Here is a 17,935-nt window from a genome sequence, read left to right on the forward strand (position 1 = left end):
CGTACGTTCACAACCCCGGCGCTCAGTCATGGTCATGCCCTTTTACCTGAGACAGGGCACTGCTCAGGGCCTGCTGGGCATTGCCCTGCATTTGAAGCGAAAGCTGGTTTTTCTGCAGCTCCTGAGCTTTTAACTGGTTGGCCTGTATCTGTATGAGGTTGGTATTGATCAGCAGCAACTGCTCGTTTTGCCGCTGAAGTTGAGCCGGCGTGACACAACCTGTCAGGCAGGCGATGACCGTAGCGGCCACGAGGATGGCGCAAATGTTCATGTTGGAGACCTTTGAATGGTGATCGAGTTGAGTTTGCGGAACCGCATTAATCGATGGCTTAGGGTTAATGGTCAACTTGATTGGCATGGCGCCATTTCAGGTAATCTTCAACTCGCCAGAATCCTGCTGACATCGAGTTATTCTTCAACGTCCACCAGGTTTCGCCTTCCTGGACGTAGTCACGGCAATCTTGATCGAGCTGACCACGCGGATCATCGCTTGCGATTTCGGACTCTGATTCCCCCTCAAAAGCGTCATGTAGCGATTGATCGTAGTCATCGTGATCGTTTTCAAACGTCAACTCAGGCTCATGTCTATCACCATGTTGGATCCGGGCCCACTCATCACGTACGTCCTGTTCGTCACAACCGTAGAAGGCCACCATTTCGCAAAAGTGCTGCAGCGCTTCTGGCGGGATATCTGTTAGTTCGAGTTCCAGTACCCGCGCAATGAAAGGCTCCTGCGCTTTGACAAGCAGCCTTTCATCCCTCCACTCGTTCTCCGAATAAGCATCCTCGAGCATCCTTTGCTCACGACACTGCTCGCTGGCCTCCTCTTGATCCAGGCGAGCCTGCTCTATCACCTGCTGCCAATCCGGTGGCGGTGGACAGACGCCTTTGTCGATCAGCCCGGCATTGATCACGGTGAGCAAACTCATGTTTTGCTCAGGCACCGGAGTGGTGACGATGGGGTTTGCAGACAGATCCTCGATCGCGGCCGGCAATCCACGCTTCATGCGGCCCGTGCCCACCCGTTCAACCAAATAGCGCTCTCCCCAGGCACTACCACGGGCTTTTTGGCCTTCCTTTTCCATGCTCATGGTGTATTTCATCAGCCATTTGTGCATAAACCGTTGGCGTTCAGGCGCCATGCGCAGGGAAATATCATGAAAGCGTTGATAAAAGGCTTCGTCGTGCCCGCAATCCAGGCTGTCGCCTTCGTGCGCCACTTCGTGTTCGACCAGCCCGAAAATGTACGCTGCGGTTTTCATGGGTTCGGTTTTCAAGCTTTTGACAATTTTGCAGTCAATGGCAAGGTAGCTTTTCCCGTCCGTCCACGCTTCATTGGTATTGGATTCACCGAGCAGCACATGCATGCGGTCTTTACTACTGCGTACGGTGCCGTCTCTCCAACGCTCGACGCCCATACAGGCGCCGGCGTAATGCTGCAAACACCAACGCAGCGCCACCCATGCCCGGCGAGTTTCCTTGTCCAGCGCCTTTTTCTCGTCAACAATCGCGGTTCGCTCAAGGAACGCTTTTTTCAAGGTTGAAAAAGCTACCAACTGAGGCGTTTCCTGCCAGTAGTAAGGAAAGCGACTCTGATTGCTCTGACTGTCCGCCACCAGGTGACCGACCACGCGTTCAAGCACTTCCACAAAATCGTCAACGCTGTGGCACCCAAAACGCTCGAGTGTTTGAGGATGAATCACCTGGATGATGCCCTGCTGGGCGATCGCTTCACCTTTAGGTACATCACGGCTGTAAGCCGCCGAGTAGGTGTTGTTATGCTCCCGATGGGCCTTTCCAAAAAATGCATCAAGGGTCACATGCCGTTTACCGGGCAGCACGGTGATCACTTCTTCTTTCCAGAAGATGTCATTTAGGCGCGGATCACCGCTGAGCAACAATCGCGCCGATTTTTCGCGGCGAGCTTCGGTTTTACGATGTGCCCCCAATCGACCCGAAACCTTGTCAGCCAGCGGACCAAACACCTTGGCGATGGCTTTCCAGACGGAACAGGTCTTACGCAGAATCTCAGTCCTGGACACGTTAAGCCCGATCGCCTTTTTGGAAACGATTAGCCCCCCAGCACCCCAAATGTGCGAGGCATCGTGACGTACCAGAACGCCCTGGTTATAAATTGCGACCGCGCCTTCTTCTTTAATCCGGTAGTACGCCCATTCGTCTTCAAAATCCCATTTCTCAGCAGTCGGATCACGCGTGATTACCCGATCATTGAGCTCAACGCTGATGCTGGTATAGCGCACCAAGTCCCGGATCTCCTGGACGGCCGACATCAGTTCCAGGTCGTTGAGCGGTTCGTACCAGGTACCTACGATCATGCAGCCGGGCAAATGATCACCCAGATCCTCGAGGTCGTAGCTGTAGCCCATCTGCTGGGTATCAACGTTCATGTGCCAATGGTTGGAAAACCACTGCGTTTTGGCGTGCGCCATGATTTGTCCGCGGCCCAGACGAAAACGCCCATAGGTAGCATCACCTTCTTGGTGAGGAGTACCAAATCGGCCAAAGTAGCGCAGCACATCCTCTCGACTGGCGAAGCCTCGGCCGTCATCGGCGCATTTGAAGCCTTCTTTGGTCATCGTCAGCTGAACCGTTCTGGCGCCGGCATCGACAGCGTTCATCAGCAGCTCGATCAGAGCTTTACCGATCGATCCAGCTTGGCTGTAAATAATGTGGTGAATAATTTGTGGATCCAGTTCAAAGGGCAGCCGCATACGACACCTCGTTAAAAGTGGTTATAAAAAAGGGGGTTTAACTCCAAGCCGAACAGCGCGCAGCAGTGAGCCCCAGGGGGCTCTTTCAGCTGTGAGGCAAGGGAATGTGAATATGGGAATGGCCGAGCAGATTACGGTCGCCAGGATTCAAGGCAGCGCCGTAGGAGGCATTGCTATTTACGAATGCAATTAAGCGTTTACAGTGAGTTTTTGCCTAGCCAGCTCAATCACCGCATCCAGCGCCGCGCCGCGCTGTAACTTTTCATCAATAGCCTGCAAAACGAATGCGTTGATGGAAATGTGCTGTTCAGCGCTCTTAGCATGGACAGCATCACGCTGTTCTGTTGTTGCAAACCGGATCATAAATTTGGGGGCATTGATCGTGTTATCAGTCACAGTCAGTCCTTGAGGCCTTTGAGGCTGGATTGGGGAGGATGAAGGAACCTACAAAGATTGATTTGGCAGTCCTAATCAATTGCTCTTGCGGGTCGTCTCATTTTTTACCACTGGTGTTGAGGTATTCGCCCTTGTATTCGAATTGGCGAAGTTCTCTGTTATTGGCAAAGCGAGCATCGCCATGCAGTGAGGTCTTAGGTTTTAACCGCATGAAGATGGCCATCACGGTAATACCGACAGGCATGAATGTCAGCGCTGCGGTAACGCACCATGACCAGGGCAGGTACAGAATGCGCCGGTCATTGAGCGGTATGTGCCGGGCATCCCACAGCGTGGCCCAAGACAGCCCGGCGAAGCTGCTTTGCGTCAAATGCAGGAACAGCGCACCGCCTGCGTAAAGACCGGCCACGAAGCACACCAACATCAATGTGATGACAAGTAGTGTCATTTTCCACCACATAACGGCCTCCTATCAGCTGTGCTTGGCATTGAGCAATGCCAGCTTGTGTTCGGGTTCGTAATGCACTTCCAGGATGTGCGTATTTTCCATGTACACCACCACATCGAATGAGGATCGCACCAGGCGATCGATGTAGCTGTAATCCAGGCCGATGCCGATCGGTGATTGCTTGATCAAGCCGCACACCCGCGCGAAGCCCGCTTCGGCATCGTTAGCGTGCGCCGTACACACAGTGCCTCTGGTACCGGTGTTGAGCATTTCGATGTAATGCCACACCTCGTCGCCGGTGATCTCGGCCAGGAAAAGGTGATCCGGCTTCATGCGCAGCGAGCTGGCCACCAGCGCCTTGGGCGTAACGTGGGTGCCGTAAAGCAGATGCACGTGGTTGGGATGGAAAGGCATCTGGTCCTCCAGCATCTCCTGGATCGTGACCATGCGTCGATGCGTCGGGAAAAGGTCGACCAACGACTTTCCAAATGTGGTCTTGCCCGAGCCAGGCCCACCAAAAATGATGATGTTTTGTCGATTATCGACGGCCAGGCGCATAAACCGATCCCATTCCCCCGATCTGTGCGCAGCTTGCATTAGCTGTTGCCACTGAGCCAGTTCGGTTTTGGGCGCCGAGATTGCCTGAGCCCTGTCGTAGCGACCGCTGTTGACGTAATCCTCGTGTGTGAAGCGCTGCAACGAGGGTTTACGAAAAGTCATCGACAGGGTTTTTCGCTCGCAGGCCGGGGGCATGACGATCTGGCCACGTTCGGCGCCCGGAAGCTCAACTGTGTGAATGGGCTTATGCGGCGACAGATCTCGTAAGTTGAACGCCGCCAAGCTGTTGGCCAGCCTCCAGCACAATCCGAAGTCCAGCCAAGGAGCCGGCTCATACTGCCAGCCTTCAGGGCCATCAATCCAAAACTCAAACGGTCGATTGATCGCCACATCCGTAGTACCTGGACGGTTCAACCGCTCGGTTACACCGGATTGATCCAGGAAGTCCTGGGCCAGGGTGGCATCGTTGAAATCATCGTCCAGCGGCGCTGGAGCACTGTTGTTCATCCTGCCCCCTTAGCGGTTTTCATATACGGTCGAGAAGTCGATGTCGCGCGCGATAATTACGTTAATCACGGTGCCCGCCATGACATGGCCGGTGTCCGCAACATTGATCGAGCTGTCCAGCACTTTGCTGGCCATGCTCTCGACGTTCTGCTCGCTGTTATTGACGGTGTAGCCTGAGCCACCTGTTTTTTGCGTAGTGTTGACCAGCGCTTGCATCCCGTCCTGAAAGAGCGACAGCATCACCGCACCTTGGAATTTCTGTTTCCAGTGATGATCAATCCAGGCTTCCGTACCACTGGCGCCCATGGGCCCTGCCCCCAGACTGTCGATGCGCACTCGGGTACCGGACTGCGTTTCAAGCATGTTCCACACGGTAAACACGCTGGTTTCACCTGCCATTACTAAAACCGTCTGCTCGCCTGTGAGTTTGTCGCCGGCATCGGCTATCACCGTCGAGCCGTCTGCCGAGTACAGCGGATCCGTCAGGCGACAATCGACCAGGCCGGGGTGTGTGGTGACGATTTCGGTGTACAGCGCGCAACGCGTGTATGTGGCGTGACTGATCAGGTACTTGCCAGAGGGTGCCAGGTAGGCCTTGGATGAAGCGAAGGTGGTGCCCGACAGATGACTCAAGCTTGCCTTATTCCTTGATGATCCGTCGCTAGAGCCATCCAGGCCGCCACTGTCCTGCCCATAGGACTGCCTGTGAGGTGATTCACCCGATACAGAGGATTTTTCCGTGCTGCCTGCAGCGCCGTATTTCGAAACATCCTGCACTGTTGGTGTCACGACCAGGCTCGCATTCATCTTACGCATCGCCGGCGTGAAGGACTTCTCATTGCCCGAACCCGTCGAAGTTACGCCGCCGTTACCAGCAGTGCCTGCCGTGCTTTTGCCCCCAGGAGGCGTGCTATTTCTCTCGGCGGTTAACCGATCTTGTTCTTCCTGAGCTTTTCTAGCGGCGTCAGCTTCGGCATTCTTGCGCAACTGCTCGGCCTGCGCCTTTTTCATCCCATCATCGCTACCTTTGTCGACCGCCAAGGTGGCATCAGGCTTAGCGGTTGCCTCGTCCACGTCAACGGTACCGCTCTTCATTTGGCGATAGACCATAATCCACACCCCCACCACGATGACCAAAAAAACAACCACGACTGCGGCAATGCTGAGAATCAGTTTCAGTTTGGCTTGATTTCCTCCTTTGGATTTCTTGCCTAGGTCAAACTGGCCGCGCGCTTGGCTGGATTGAGCGGTGGCAGCATCGGCATCCTCTGTGCTGTTCTCGAAAGTAGGCGCTTGATCATTGGTCTGCATGTTTGAGCTCCCGGATCTCGCCTGTGGTAGTGCCGTTGAAGTTGTAGCCAGTGCCGATCGGATTAACGGGGCGGGCTTCAAAGACCAACTTGTTCAGACGAAAACGAAACAATTGGCTGACGCCGTGCACGACCACGATGTTCTGTTCGTTGTGGGCATCGGCCAGCGTTTCGGTACCGTCTGGCAGTACCTGGTACAGCACAGGACGCGGGCCATTGGTGGCGAACCGAAAACAGGTAAGCAAACCGTTGTCCCAGCTTTCAGAAGGGGAAATGCTTTTATCCCCTCGGCGCTGGTAAACCCTGTTTTGTACAGGACCTGCGCACGGGTTGAGTTCGCCGCGTGGCGCTGCGGCCACCACCTTCTTCACAGGATCTGGGTAGTTCCAACGCAATAGGTAAGTGGTGTCAGCCACGCGACCTACCAGTTTGAGTTCCAGCAGGTAGGTACGTCGGTTGGTATTGATGATCAGGTTGGTGTTGGGCTCCTCATCGGTGATCGGCTTGATGGTCACCAGGTTGCCGGCCTTGTTCGCACCAATGGACCAAGCAGCGGGATCACCCATCGCCATGAGGCCCGAGTCCTCGTTGACCGTCTCGGCTGGTGGAAACTGGATCAGCGACCCGCGCCCAATCGCTGCCTGGACTCGGTAGACCTGATCGGGGCTGTAGGTTGCTGTCTGGATGCGCCGATCAAGCGTCGAGCCGTCGCCCAGGCTCTCGGCAAAGGCACCAGGTGCCCCCAGTACGAGCAGCACCAACGCGATTCCGGCGGTGATGGCGTTACGAGCCACGGCAGCTTGGCCATTACTTGTCATGAGACACCCCCACCTCTTGGGTCGGTGTGAATGACTTCACCCCAAACGCACGTGGGTTGAGCCACTGGTCACCGGCATTTTTGGTTGGGTTTTTATAGTCATAGGTAATCGTGTCGATCCAGACCGCAGGCTTGAGCTGGGGATCTGGCACACCGTGGTTGTCCAGCACGGTCTTGGTGATACGCACCTGGGCGGTGCCCTGGCCGTCTTTGCGCTCCAGGAAGTTGATGTTGTTGATCACAACGCCCATCTGACGCTTGTCGCCCAGCACGGCCAGGTAGCCTTTGGATGACAGCTGGAAATTCTTGTAGCTCGCGAAGGTATCGTCGTGGGACATCAACTCGACCATATGGTATTGGGCGCTATTGCCAGCAAAGCTATAGCTCTCACGAAAGCGCACGTACGTGGCCAGCCAGTATTCATCGTCGATCTGCTCTGCTGATTTGACCTGGCTGACAGGCTTAACCACGTCGGTAAAACCAGAGTTGCTGTCCACGCGCACCAGGTAAGTTTCAACGGTCTTGAGCGGGGTCAGGCCCAACACAGCTGCGATCGACATAAAGGTCAGCACGCCGAAGAACATGGCCAGGCGATTGGAGTTGCGCGCTTTGCGCTGCAGATCGGTCGCCACGTTGCTTTCGAACCAACGGGCAGCGTGCACATAGGCTTGCTGAGAGAGGCTGATTTCCTGCTGAGTCGCGGCATCGATGCTGCTACGAGCGGCCAGCTGCCGCTCGCGCTCGATGACGTCTTGTTTTGATCGGCGGGTCTTAATCGTCATGGCTGGGCGGCCTCGTCTGAAACGGTGGTTTGTGCTACTACCTTTTTGCTGGGCACTGCCCGTCCTGGAGCAGCAACTGAGGCGGGGACGATGTGGGCAGAAGGGTGTACGCCCATGCTTTCCCAATCACCCGTGGTACAGGTGGGTTTAGGCGGTGAACTGCACCCCGCCAGGCAGGCAGCCGAAAGCAGCCCGCTTAATGCAAGTCTGAAAATCATTGAGGGTTACCTGTTGTAGCGAGGAAGAATCTTACGCGGCTGAGGACTGGAGTCTTCGAGAGGACATTACGTAATGTTATTGCGACCTTTACCGCGCACTTTCGAAATACCGGCGGCGACACCACTAGTCATGCGTTTAGCAGCACCAAATCCAGAAATTTGGCTGATAAGCCCTCCTCCCGAAGGACCTCCTCCCATAATTGAAGCAGCTTGACTGGGTAGCTCAATTACAAGCGCGGTGAACGTTAGGAAAACAAGCAAAATCGTAAGGTTACCTGCCAGGCTTGTATTCATAGTACCGTCACTGATCATCACGGTATTGATAAAGGCAATTTCTATTGCTAGGACTACTGAAATCAGCACCTGAGCCAACATGAATCCCGCTATCGCTGAAACCCAACCATAGAAGTACTGCCTGGTTTGATCAAACATCATAAAGGCAACAAATAAGGGACCCACGGCCAAAATTATTGTTGTGGATACTTTAAGTATAAAAAGCGTGGCTACTGCAGCCAGTAGAAATGGTATCCCTCCAAGTACAAAAAAAACGACTCCCTGTATTCCAAGCCAGACATCAGCAAAACTATTGGTAACGATGTTGAAGTTCATAGCAGCAATAAGGGTCTGCAAATTATCACAATAAGTCACAACCAGGCTGTCGATTTGGTTAGTTTGAGCCCCCTCCTGACCGGACAAAATCCCACCCATCCAGTTAGGAAACTCGGTTACAAAGGGGACGATTGTATCTACGTACCACGGTATATTGAAGGCGCATGCTGCAACACAAGCCATTTTCACGATTTCTTTTACCGCATCCTCGAAAGCGACACTCATGCCTCGATACAACCATTGAATACTTCGAAGCGTAAAATGAAGTAACCACATCGTCCCGAATAGAGCCCCTAGGCCCAACATTACCTTAGACATGCCAGTTACCAAGGTGCTCTTCAACGCCGCATCAACGAAAGAAAACAACGTTTGAGCAATGTTGGTTAAGTTCATATATTCACCTTCTAATCTGACCTAGTAAAAGAGGTGCCATCAAAGCTTAAAATATCTTTTTCCAGACGCATGGTTGCAAGACCACCAAACATACTTAAGACTGTATTTGATTCTGCCTTTGCTTCAAGCTTTCTGTTACTTGTAGTTGGCTTGCCTACGCCAAAAGCATCCTGAGTAGTAGCAATATCAACGTGAAAATTTTCACCATCTCTAGAGATGATCATCACATAAGAAGGCTTGAGCATCCGCTCATTGTTCTTACCTACCCATTTCCCAACGAAACCGTCACCTTTCCCTTCGCCGCAACCTGAGACAAAAAAGGCTATAAAAATAAATACTACCCACAACTTAGTATTCCGAATCACAATTTAATCTCCAATATTTTTGGTAAACTAGTCATATTTTGGAATGACATTAGACTTCCCTTTCATATAATCGCTAAACGCTTGTGCGCGCTTAGCGTCTTCCATTTTATCTTGCTGCTGCTGGAGCATTTGCATATTGGCCAGGCGCATTTGCTGATTATTCTGCTCGATCAACTCCTGCTGGTATCGCAATTGCAAATCCTCCTTCTGCTGTGGGGTTTCCACGGTATCCAGTTTCGCACGTAACATCTCGGCATTTGTAACCCGCACCGTGCTGGCATTGTATGTGCGCTCCAGCGCATCCGTGGCGGCCAGCATCTGATCGAAACGCGCCTGCACGCTGGCATTGCTCGACGTCAGGCCATAGCGGCTGCGAAGCCCTGCAATATCCTGCACTGAACTGTAGACCTCTGACCAATCGCCCATTGGCAGGACCTTGTTCATGGCCGGATTGCTTAAAAAACTGCCTAGCTTGTCGTTACCAGTGACCATGCTTTTATAATTGTTGTACTGCGCCTCTGCCTGCCGAATGGCGTCCTTGGCCGTGTTCAGCGCATCCAGGGCCTGTTTGGCCTGAGCTACCGCATTACTTTCCAACAAAGCCGCCCCAATGCCATCAAAGGTCGGCACGCCTCCTGCGTACACCAGCTGGGTTCCCCCAAAGACAACGGCGCTGAGCGTCATTGCTAAAAGTTTCTTTTTCATGAGTTGAACTCCGATTTCGCGTCGATACCCAACCGTTTCAGGCACCTGCATATTTATTGGCTAACGGCTATCGATCGAGCTTCCAGGCCTTCAAAAACGCCGGCATCCAGACTTGAGCATCGCGTGTCTGCAGATCTGCACGAATTCGTCTCGCATCGTGGTAGGCAGGCAGCCATACATCGGGATCGTCGGTGTTAAGCCGCAGGCGCACCGCTTCGGCAATCAGAAACTCATCGACCCAGATCGCAGGGTCAGTAGTTCCCAGTTCCTGGCGCACACGTTCGGCGACGGGTAGGTTCTTATTTGTCGCAGACAGCAGCGGTAGCCAGTATTTGAGTTGGTCGGTCAATTCAAACTTGAGCTTGACCGCTTGATGTCCTTGCACCACCACCATCTCGCGGCTGAGCTTGCCCATGTCAGCAATGGCATCGAACACTTTGCCGTGAACCCCAAACTTGCCGTAGTTCTCACGATTGGCTTTGTCGTTGGGCAACCATATGGCCGTGATCATTTGCTGGATGACTGCCGGAGCGTATTTTGTCTCCAGAGCGTCCTCCGGCGACTGAGTGTCCATGATCATGATCTCGCCGCGCATCCGGCCGCTCTTGAGGATTTCATGCATGGCGTCGGCGGTACGTTCGAACGAGAGCGGTGCCCAGTATTCAGCGATGAAGTTCAACAGCAAGCTGCCAGGTCGCGCCTGGTGCATGGTGCGCTTGAGGTAAAACAAAATAGTCAGTAACGCCTCGACCACTTCCGGGTGCCGATTGGAATACTCTTTCTTGATGATCTGCGTACAGTCAAACGCCAGACGCCGATAGGTTTTCGGATCGAACTGGTGAGTTGGTGAGTCCAGTACCCAACCGTACTGACCCTCCCGGCCATCCACCGATCGGCACCATTTAGCCAGACGACTGCGAAGGCTGTTGGGACCTTTATTAGTCAAGTTCTGCACAAGCAATGACATGCCGCGATTACGGACGTTGGCATGGCGCATCACCGCATCGATCGAATCCTGAATATCCTTATCTTCTTCCTCGTCGCGATTCTGGTTGCCGGTGCCGCGACCAGCGCAGCACCGCACTAGGTCAAACAGCACTTGGCGCAGCCCTGGGCTATCCGGCAGCTGAAAGAGGTTCATGCCGGTGAACTGGCCTGGCAGCATGGTGAAGTACTGCGTACCAAGCGCCATCAGGATATGTTTTAGCGATTCGTTATAATCGATGGAGAACACCAACGGATCAAAGCGGCTAAAAAACGTCAGAACCGAAGCCGCCACGACGGTCTTACCTACACCAGACTGCCCCGTCAGAGACATGTGACCGGGCAACATTTCGCCGAGGTTGTTCTGGCCCGGTGGGCTGTCATGTGGATTAAGCACGTACAATGCCTTGTTCGGCGTGAGCATGGGTATTAGACCGCTGCCGTCTCCTACCGGGTTGCCCTTGGCCTTGCCGGACGGTGTGGCATGCAAGGAGAAGCTGCAGGCCAGGTTCTCGGTCGACTTCACCATCGGGTACATGGCCTCGGTCACGCCAGGGTACTGTGTGCACCAAGTGTCGATGTTGCTCATGGTGGAGCGCACAAACGTGGCGTCATGTACCGAGAACACCGATTCCATCTTGGCGCCATTCGCAATCGCGGCATCGGGCGTATCGCCATAGACGATTAGCGAAGCGTGATAGCGTCCGAAAGCCTTTTCACCCATGGTGATATCCTGAATCGCTTTTTGAAGCTCCTTGGTTTGAGGTGAATCATCTTCGACAGCTCCCAGGTCAGCGATATGCTTTTTGAAATCGCTCTTGGCCTTGTTACGGTCTTCGAAGATGAACGTCTGCACCAGGGTGAAAGCAAACTGCTGCTCGATCGCCTCATCCCACATGCCGGGGTAGGAACCACCGCCTGGGTAGTCGCGCAGATCGTAGGTTGTCGCAAAACGCTTGCCCCCGACGTTGGGCCGGTTCTCGATGAAATCGTACTGATTGAAGCTGGTAACACTGTCGATCATGGCGTCACCCAGACGCGTATCACTGACCAGCACATCCTTGGCGTGACCATTGAGCAGGAGACCGAAATACCGGGCCGTCTGCGAGTACAGCGCACCATGCTCGTTTTCTTCCAAACCCATGAAGGCCGGGTCATATTTTTCGAGCATTGTCTTTGAAATGGTCAGCAGCTCGCTCATGCGCCCGATGCCTTCATCCAGGTCTCGGTACTTGAGGATCAGGGCCATGCTGTAACCGACCTCAAGGAAGGTGCCGTCACGAAACGGAGCCGTGTAGGCATCCACGAAGTCCTGCAGCACTGGCAGCGGCAAATCGTACTGGGTATTCAGTTCGATACCGGTCTTGGTGGTAAAAGCTTGCAGCATCAGGTTCTTACCTTCCTTTTTGCCCAATGCCACGAAATAGCGGTTGAGTTGGTAGTAGAACTTGATGAGTTCGTCATCATCACGGGTATCGTGAGAGATGCCTTTAAGCACAATGAGGCTAATGAGGCGATTGCCGTCCAGTGTCGACATGTGCTCGTGTACGGGGTACTTCATCGCCGGCACTTTCACTTCCGGCGGCAATACGTGTTTGTGAAAAGCGCTCGCCATAAAATTTGCTCCAACGAGGATTAAAGGAGGTCAGCAACAAGGGCTTGCCGTAGGTGAAGTTCAGCTTGAGCCGCCGCACTGCGAAACGAACACGGCGCAGATACTGGGGATCGATCAAACAGATAAGGCGCAGTACGACCAGCGCCGAGAGGAACAGGCCCGCGATAGTGAGCCCCCAGACCCACGAGAGCAGCGCAGTGGCGGCGACGCCGAAGATCAAGGCCCCCATCAAAAGACCAACCAGCGGCATGATGGGGACATTCCAGTACATCGCCGGCCGGCTCATGCCGTTGTAGCTGGGACAGATCAGTTTTTTGAGGGCATCGTTAGCAGCCATCACACCTCCTAGACGATTAAAGGGTTAGGCCGGGGTGCCGGAGCCGAAGACTTGCCAGGCCGCAGCGCCGAGAACCATGGTCCCCCCGACCACGACAAGCACACCGACCTGCTGCAGGTAGTCCATGAAGGTGTGAGAGCGGTCACCAGTACTGCGCGCGATCAACCACTGGACGCCCGACCACATCAGGCATGCCAGCCCCAACGTACCGCCGAGGGTATAGAGTCCGAGGCGAATGTTGGTGCCCCAGGTTTGCAAAGTAGAAACCCAGTCAGCCATGGCTAGAGCGGGCATGCAGCACAACACCGCCAGGGCAATGCGTTGAATCTGACGTTGTTTATTGGTCATCAGGTGTTTCCTCTACAGGTGTTTTGGCTTGAGGTTTTGGCGCTGCAGGTGCAGGTGCAGCGTGTTGAACAGGGGGGGTCAGGCGCGGGTACTGGCGCAACACATCCCAGCTTTCGTAGGTCGGTTGAGCAGTTGTCCCGGCTGACTGTGCCGGGTTGATAGGAGCCGGATCAGCGTTTTTCACCAGGGCGGGAACCTGAACGGAGGTGGTGTCCGCATTGGCCAGCACGCGTTGTACATGGCTGGTACCGCCGAACTCTGCTTCAGCCTGCAAGCCTCGCTTCGGATTGCCGCTGTAATAACAAGAGATGGTTTTGTGCAAAGCCGTCTGCGGATCCTCACCATCTTTGCGGAATTCCACGTAACAGCTGCTCAGCACTTGAGCTGTCATCCGCAAATTGGTGCAGGGATCAAAAACCTGCTCCGCCTTGGCAACATCAAAATGCTGCCGGTTGATCTGGCCCAGGCCGATGCTAAAATTCGCGCCCTCCTTCACCAACGTTTTAACCGCCGTCATTGCTTCTTTCAGGCTCTGCGGTTGACGCGGCAACACTTTGCCGACCACGCCAATGGCATAGGGGTTGAAAGCAGATTCAGTATTGACGATAGGGGTCAGCGTGGCGGGGTGTATGGAGGGAGCGCATTGCAGGGCCAGGGCCAGGAAGGCACTGGTGGTGAGCATGTTGGGAAACTCCTTGTTTATCGATTTATGGGTGAATTAGTTCGAGGTAGAACCGGGCTCTGTCGCCGCGAAATTCTTGCTGCGTATTTCTGCTTCTTTCAGGTCATTGGCGCGCTCCATTTCATCTCTGATTGAATCCAGAGCGATGCATATGAATGCGCAACCCGCCATGATCAATCCCCCCAATATCAATGCTGCTGAAAACATGACTTGCTCCTAAAATTGGCGTTGTTCCTGCTCAGTGATCAGGGAGAACGCTGCGCCTGGTTCAGTACCAGGCGCACGTATCCGTTCTTCAGCCCTGAGCGGAAATTCCCGGTGTTGTACGCGGACAGCGCGGCCAGCAAAGCACTTTGAGGATCGGCAAACTTGTCTGAAGCCCTGACGTAATTACGCGTCAGCACCACGCCGCCGGCGTAAACGTTCGAGCAGGGGTCGTAGACCTGTTCAACTGTTAGGCCCAAATTCACCATCGTGCGCGAATTGATCTGCATCAGGCCCATGTCGATGCTGGCCCCCTTGGCGATCAAGCGTTTAGCCTCAAGCACTGCAGATCGGTAGTCCGTGGGTCGCTGGAACTTTTCTGCACCGTTTACGCCCAGCGCCCAGGGATTACCCGCTGACTCATGCTGCAGCACTGCCATCATGGTGTTGCTCGCAACAAACGGCGCACACGCCACCACCAGTGTGAGCAGGTCCATTACTGCGAACTCTGAGGCAAGGAAAAACGCCCTTGCGACGGATCCATGCTGCGGCAAAAATCCGCGAACTCATCTGCCCCAACTGCCTGTGACAGCAGAAAACCCTGCCAGGCATCGCAGCCCAGCCTGTGCAGGCTGGCAAGCTGCTCATCCGTTTCCACACCTTCGGCCAGCGTAGTCAGGTTGAACTCACGGGCAATGCTCATGATGGTCCGCACAATGCGCTCGTCGACACCACTTGAAGCGGAGCCGATGAAAGAGCGATCGATCTTCAGCGTGTCCACCGGAAAGCTCTTCAGGTAGGTCAGAGACGACCAGCCGGTGCCGAAGTCGTCAAGCGCAACGCGCACGCCCAGCGCTCGTAACGAGTGCAGGATCCGCGCTGCCTTGTCGGTGTCCGACACCAGAAAGCTTTCGGTCAGCTCCAGTTCCAGCAGGTCGGCCGGAAAGGCCGACTGGGCTAGCACCTTGCTGACACGTTCAGGCAGTGTCTCAACGAACTGGCGTCCAGACAGGTTAACGGCTACCCGCAAGTTGAGGCCCATGGCTTTCCAGCGCTGGCCCTGCTCGACCGCTTCCCGCAGAACCCAATCGCCAATCGGGGTGATCAGGTTGGTTTCTTCTGCCACCTGGATGAACTGGGACGGTGGTATCAAGCCCTGCGTGGGGTGATACCAGCGGATCAAAGCCTCGGCCCCGACGATGCGATTGGTGCGCGAGCAAAACTGTGGCTGATAGTGCAGAACAAAATGCCCGTCACGGAGCGCGACCTTTAGCTCTGCTTCCACGCGAGCCCGCGTCTGGGCCCTTTCGTTCATCTGCTCGTTGTAGAAGCGCAGTGTGTTGCGACCTTCGCCCTTGCTGCTGTACATCGCCAGATCAGCGTTGTGCAGCAGCGCGTCAACAGTAGTCCCATCACTTGGCCAAGCAGCAACGCCTATGCTTACGCTGACCTGGTAGAAACTGGTGCCAACCTGAATCGGCATTGAACAGGCCGCAAGGATCCGCTCGGCTACCACGGTGATGTCGTCCGGACTAGGCAGGTTGCACAGCAGCATGACGAACTCGTCACCCCCGAGCCTTGCAACAGTGTCGCTGTCGCGCACGCTACTACTCAAGCGGCGCGCTACTTCAACCAACACTGCATCCCCTGCGGCATGGCCATAGGTGTCATTGATTTTCTTGAACCGGTCCAGGTCGACGAACAGCACGCCCAGATAGCAATGCTGCAGACGTGACGACAAGTGGATGGCTTGTTCCATCCGGTCACGCAGTAACTCGCGGTTCGGCAATTTCGTCAGAGGATCAAACAAGGCCAGGGGATTGGCTGCACTTGGCAACTGATCCGCTATTGGCTGGATTTCGAAAGTCGTACCTGCCATTACGCTGGAGCGCTTGACCAATGCCCGGATCGGCTCCATCTGCGAAGGCTCTCGCGTTGCATCGAAAACAAACTCACCGGTCTCGTCGGCACTCTGCATGAATGCAGCAAAGGCTTCGCGTTGGGGCTCATCGATTAGAAGTTGGGCGAAGTTTGTCTTTTCCAGCTCGAAAGAAGAGAACAGCTGGGTCGCTGCTCTATTTGCATAACTGATGCGGTGTTGATCGGCACTGACAAACAGGATCGCTGAAGGCAGAGCCGATAAAATCTCGCTGTGCATGGGAAACCTCAACGCAGATACAAGTGAAAACCAAAATGGTTAATTACCGAGCGTAATTTTCTTGGCTTGATTTGATGTCAATAAAGAACGTCAATCATCACCACGCCGTCACGGCCGGCTGATGGAGACACGCACTGGCCAACCAAAGTCGGAGTGATATAGCAGCCAGCAATGAAAACGCTACCGCCCGAACCATAGCCGAAAGGCGATAAGCCCCCTGAATAGCTACCTGAAGCCATGTTGTAGTAAGTTCGATTGCCAGGATTTCCGATTCCGTACCCTTCGTAGCCGCAAGCACCTGGCCCGCCGTTGATCGATGCATAAGGGCCAGAAGCAACTCGACTTGGAGACGGATACACAGCATTGCCGGAGCCAGTCGCCACCTGGGCGCCAGGTAAATTCCCGACCACTGGAGAGCCCGAATAGTTATCGATGCCACCTGCATACGCGCCGCTGCCGCCAGAACACTCCAACAAGACACCAGCGGTGGGAGAAACTACTTGGCTGGATCCCCCCGGATACCCCCCCGTACCATCGTCGCCAGACGGGGGCCCAAAAACACTGTATCCATTTTGTGCCGGTATCCCTGTGTTCACAGGCACATACGAAATCCCCCCCTTGCCGACTACGATAGACAGTGTTTCTCCGGGCACCAGGTTCACCGGCGCCGAGAAAACAAACCCCCCAGAAGATCCTGTGCTGTAGTTGTTTGAAAAACGCCAGCCGAAACCTGAACCTCCGCCACCGGCCATCGTGACCATCGCACTCTTTACCCCGCTAGGTACGGTCCAGTTGGACGAGGCCGTGAACAAATACCGATGCGCGTTGGGCATATCGGTTGCCTTGCCCCACATCTGCCCGTTGCAGCCCAGCAATTTGCCGCTGGAATTACCTGCAATCAGGCCCAGCTGGGTGCAGGGTTGGCCCTCTACGGCTAGCCCGGTTACCTGCAAAGTGCCAGTGACCGAGGCGTCAGTTTTGATGGTGCCGGCATTATTGATGTTGTGCTTGGCGCCCGAGGCGTCCTGCATGTTGATATCCCCGGTGCGCGGCAAACTCCCGTCGCGCCGGTCAAATTCCATGAACCCAGAGCTGTCGTAGCCGTTCCGGATTGCCACCAGGCCAGCGACCGCACCGGCGTTGTTGCCGATCGGGTTGCCACCCTTAGCTACAAACACGCTCGGGTCGCCGCCCATCGAAGCCGGCATCGAAACGCCGGCATTTGCCGGGCTGGCCGTTATGGCTGCTAGTGTGGCTCGGCGCACGTCGACCTGGGCGCCATTGCCAGGCGTCATCAGCGGCGCCGATGTCGCCACCTGAAACAGCAGGTTGCAGGTTGGCACCGTGCAACCGCTTTGCGTGTCGACCTGCAGCTGGACGTTGTAGGTGATGGCCTGGCCGTTGTAGATCACCGGGTTCAGTGCCCTGCTGGGCAAAAAACCCAGGGCGTTCAGATCTGTCAGACTCGGGGTCAGCAGGCGCTCGGTGCCCAGGGTGTAACCATTACGCGTAACGCCCTGCCCTCGCTGAATCTGGGTAAAGAAAGTGGTGGCATACGTTTTGGTAGCGTCGTTAACGGTGGCCAGCTGGGTGCCGACCATCCTGGCACTGTCGTCGCGGCTTTGGTTCATCACGCCTTGCCAATAACGGTGTCCCGCATACGAAGACAATACCCCTGCTACTAACACTACGATGGCGAGTTGAGGCAATAGGTATCCGCCCTCCGCGCGCCTGGGTGGCAGGCGCGCAGTCGGTAGTTTTTTCATC

The 17,935-nt window shown here is 54.8% G+C and carries 19 protein-coding genes; all 19 read right to left on the reverse strand.

The window, feature by feature from the left end; all coding sequences use genetic code 11:
* Nucleotides 1–22: 22 nt before the first annotated feature.
* Complete coding sequence (locus L8K08_RS29380) at nt 23–358, reverse strand: hypothetical protein (RefSeq protein ID WP_242201864.1); 336 nt, start codon at nt 356–358, stop codon at nt 23–25.
* Nucleotides 336–2,732, reverse strand: coding sequence for an ATP-binding protein (locus tag L8K08_RS29385; protein ID WP_242201866.1), 2,397 nt, complete (start codon nt 2,730–2,732; stop codon nt 336–338). The genes L8K08_RS29380 and L8K08_RS29385 overlap by 23 nt, the downstream gene beginning before the upstream one ends.
* A gap of 189 nt (nt 2,733–2,921) precedes the next feature.
* Complete coding sequence (locus tag L8K08_RS29390) at nt 2,922–3,128, reverse strand: hypothetical protein (protein WP_242201868.1); 207 nt, start codon at nt 3,126–3,128, stop codon at nt 2,922–2,924.
* 97 nt (nt 3,129–3,225) lie between these two features.
* On the reverse strand, nt 3,226–3,588 hold the full coding sequence (locus tag L8K08_RS29395) for a hypothetical protein (protein ID WP_242201870.1): 363 nt from the start codon (nt 3,586–3,588) through the stop codon (nt 3,226–3,228).
* Nucleotides 3,589–3,600: 12 nt separating this feature from the next.
* Nucleotides 3,601–4,641 (reverse strand): P-type DNA transfer ATPase VirB11, encoded by a 1,041-nt coding sequence (virB11, locus tag L8K08_RS29400; protein WP_242201872.1) that lies wholly within the window; start codon nt 4,639–4,641, stop codon nt 3,601–3,603.
* Nucleotides 4,642–4,650: 9 nt separating this feature from the next.
* On the reverse strand, nt 4,651–5,952 hold the full coding sequence (locus L8K08_RS29405) for a TrbI/VirB10 family protein (protein WP_242201874.1): 1,302 nt from the start codon (nt 5,950–5,952) through the stop codon (nt 4,651–4,653).
* A complete protein-coding gene (locus tag L8K08_RS29410; protein ID WP_242201922.1) occupies nt 5,939–6,745 on the reverse strand; it encodes a TrbG/VirB9 family P-type conjugative transfer protein in 807 nt (268 codons plus the stop codon). The genes L8K08_RS29405 and L8K08_RS29410 overlap by 14 nt, the downstream gene beginning before the upstream one ends.
* Nucleotides 6,746–6,758: 13 nt before the next feature.
* On the reverse strand, nt 6,759–7,550 hold the full coding sequence (locus tag L8K08_RS29415; RefSeq protein WP_242201876.1) for a type IV secretion system protein: 792 nt from the start codon (nt 7,548–7,550) through the stop codon (nt 6,759–6,761).
* A 284-nt stretch (nt 7,551–7,834) separates the two neighbouring features.
* Complete coding sequence (locus tag L8K08_RS29420; RefSeq protein ID WP_242201877.1) at nt 7,835–8,770, reverse strand: type IV secretion system protein; 936 nt, start codon at nt 8,768–8,770, stop codon at nt 7,835–7,837.
* Between the two features lie 11 nt (nt 8,771–8,781).
* On the reverse strand, nt 8,782–9,135 hold the full coding sequence (locus L8K08_RS29425; RefSeq protein ID WP_242201879.1) for a hypothetical protein: 354 nt from the start codon (nt 9,133–9,135) through the stop codon (nt 8,782–8,784).
* A 27-nt stretch (nt 9,136–9,162) separates the two neighbouring features.
* A complete protein-coding gene (gene virB5, locus L8K08_RS29430; RefSeq protein WP_242201881.1) occupies nt 9,163–9,840 on the reverse strand; it encodes a P-type DNA transfer protein VirB5 in 678 nt (225 codons plus the stop codon).
* A gap of 67 nt (nt 9,841–9,907) precedes the next feature.
* Nucleotides 9,908–12,361: a conjugal transfer protein gene (locus L8K08_RS29435; RefSeq protein WP_242201883.1), complete on the reverse strand. Its 2,454-nt coding sequence runs from the start codon at nt 12,359–12,361 to the stop codon at nt 9,908–9,910.
* Nucleotides 12,330–12,776, reverse strand: coding sequence for a VirB3 family type IV secretion system protein (locus tag L8K08_RS29440; protein WP_242201885.1), 447 nt, complete (start codon nt 12,774–12,776; stop codon nt 12,330–12,332). Before L8K08_RS29440 ends, L8K08_RS29435 begins: the two co-directional genes overlap by 32 nt.
* Before the next feature lie 24 nt (nt 12,777–12,800).
* Nucleotides 12,801–13,124, reverse strand: a complete 324-nt coding sequence (locus L8K08_RS29445; RefSeq protein ID WP_242201887.1) for a conjugal transfer protein — start codon at nt 13,122–13,124, stop codon at nt 12,801–12,803.
* The gene (locus L8K08_RS29450; protein ID WP_242201889.1) at nt 13,114–13,806 is read right to left on the reverse strand and encodes a lytic transglycosylase domain-containing protein; all 693 of its coding nucleotides are present in this window, start codon (nt 13,804–13,806) and stop codon (nt 13,114–13,116) included. Before L8K08_RS29450 ends, L8K08_RS29445 begins: the two co-directional genes overlap by 11 nt.
* A gap of 36 nt (nt 13,807–13,842) precedes the next feature.
* Complete coding sequence (locus tag L8K08_RS29455; protein ID WP_242201891.1) at nt 13,843–14,013, reverse strand: hypothetical protein; 171 nt, start codon at nt 14,011–14,013, stop codon at nt 13,843–13,845.
* A 38-nt stretch (nt 14,014–14,051) separates the two neighbouring features.
* Complete coding sequence (locus L8K08_RS29460) at nt 14,052–14,507, reverse strand: lytic transglycosylase domain-containing protein (protein ID WP_242201893.1); 456 nt, start codon at nt 14,505–14,507, stop codon at nt 14,052–14,054.
* Nucleotides 14,507–16,168 carry an EAL domain-containing protein gene (locus L8K08_RS29465; protein WP_242201895.1) on the reverse strand — a complete coding sequence of 554 codons (1,662 nt, stop codon included), beginning with the start codon at nt 16,166–16,168 and terminating at the stop codon, nt 14,507–14,509. Before L8K08_RS29465 ends, L8K08_RS29460 begins: the two co-directional genes overlap by 1 nt.
* A 77-nt stretch (nt 16,169–16,245) precedes the next feature.
* Nucleotides 16,246–17,934 (reverse strand): hypothetical protein, encoded by a 1,689-nt coding sequence (locus tag L8K08_RS29470; protein ID WP_242201897.1) that lies wholly within the window; start codon nt 17,932–17,934, stop codon nt 16,246–16,248.
* Between the last annotated feature and the right edge of the window lies 1 nt (nt 17,935).

Origin of the sequence: Pseudomonas sp. TREG-RG-20F-10-E-6-01 (genome assembly GCF_022662455.1) — a bacterium.
Taxonomy (GTDB): Bacteria; Pseudomonadota; Gammaproteobacteria; order Pseudomonadales; family Pseudomonadaceae; genus Aquipseudomonas.

Coding starts and splice junctions, on each gene's coding strand:
- L8K08_RS29395 (WP_242201870.1), bottom strand. CDS start 3,588: ATGTGGTGGAAAATGACACTACTTGTCATCACATTGATGTTGGTGTGC.
- L8K08_RS29440 (WP_242201885.1), bottom strand. CDS start 12,776: ATGGCTGCTAACGATGCCCTCAAAAAACTGATCTGTCCCAGCTACAAC.
- L8K08_RS29435 (WP_242201883.1), bottom strand. CDS start 12,361: ATGTCGACACTGGACGGCAATCGCCTCATTAGCCTCATTGTGCTTAAA.
- L8K08_RS29450 (WP_242201889.1), bottom strand. CDS start 13,806: ATGCTCACCACCAGTGCCTTCCTGGCCCTGGCCCTGCAATGCGCTCCC.
- L8K08_RS29470 (WP_242201897.1), bottom strand. CDS start 17,934: ATGAAAAAACTACCGACTGCGCGCCTGCCACCCAGGCGCGCGGAGGGC.
- L8K08_RS29455 (WP_242201891.1), bottom strand. CDS start 14,013: ATGTTTTCAGCAGCATTGATATTGGGGGGATTGATCATGGCGGGTTGC.
- virB11 (WP_242201872.1), bottom strand. CDS start 4,641: ATGAACAACAGTGCTCCAGCGCCGCTGGACGATGATTTCAACGATGCC.
- L8K08_RS29405 (WP_242201874.1), bottom strand. CDS start 5,952: ATGCAGACCAATGATCAAGCGCCTACTTTCGAGAACAGCACAGAGGAT.
- L8K08_RS29460 (WP_242201893.1), bottom strand. CDS start 14,507: ATGGACCTGCTCACACTGGTGGTGGCGTGTGCGCCGTTTGTTGCGAGC.
- L8K08_RS29380 (WP_242201864.1), bottom strand. CDS start 358: ATGCCAATCAAGTTGACCATTAACCCTAAGCCATCGATTAATGCGGTT.
- L8K08_RS29465 (WP_242201895.1), bottom strand. CDS start 16,168: ATGCACAGCGAGATTTTATCGGCTCTGCCTTCAGCGATCCTGTTTGTC.
- L8K08_RS29420 (WP_242201877.1), bottom strand. CDS start 8,770: ATGAACTTAACCAACATTGCTCAAACGTTGTTTTCTTTCGTTGATGCG.
- L8K08_RS29415 (WP_242201876.1), bottom strand. CDS start 7,550: ATGACGATTAAGACCCGCCGATCAAAACAAGACGTCATCGAGCGCGAG.
- L8K08_RS29445 (WP_242201887.1), bottom strand. CDS start 13,124: ATGACCAATAAACAACGTCAGATTCAACGCATTGCCCTGGCGGTGTTG.
- L8K08_RS29385 (WP_242201866.1), bottom strand. CDS start 2,732: ATGCGGCTGCCCTTTGAACTGGATCCACAAATTATTCACCACATTATT.
- virB5 (WP_242201881.1), bottom strand. CDS start 9,840: ATGAAAAAGAAACTTTTAGCAATGACGCTCAGCGCCGTTGTCTTTGGG.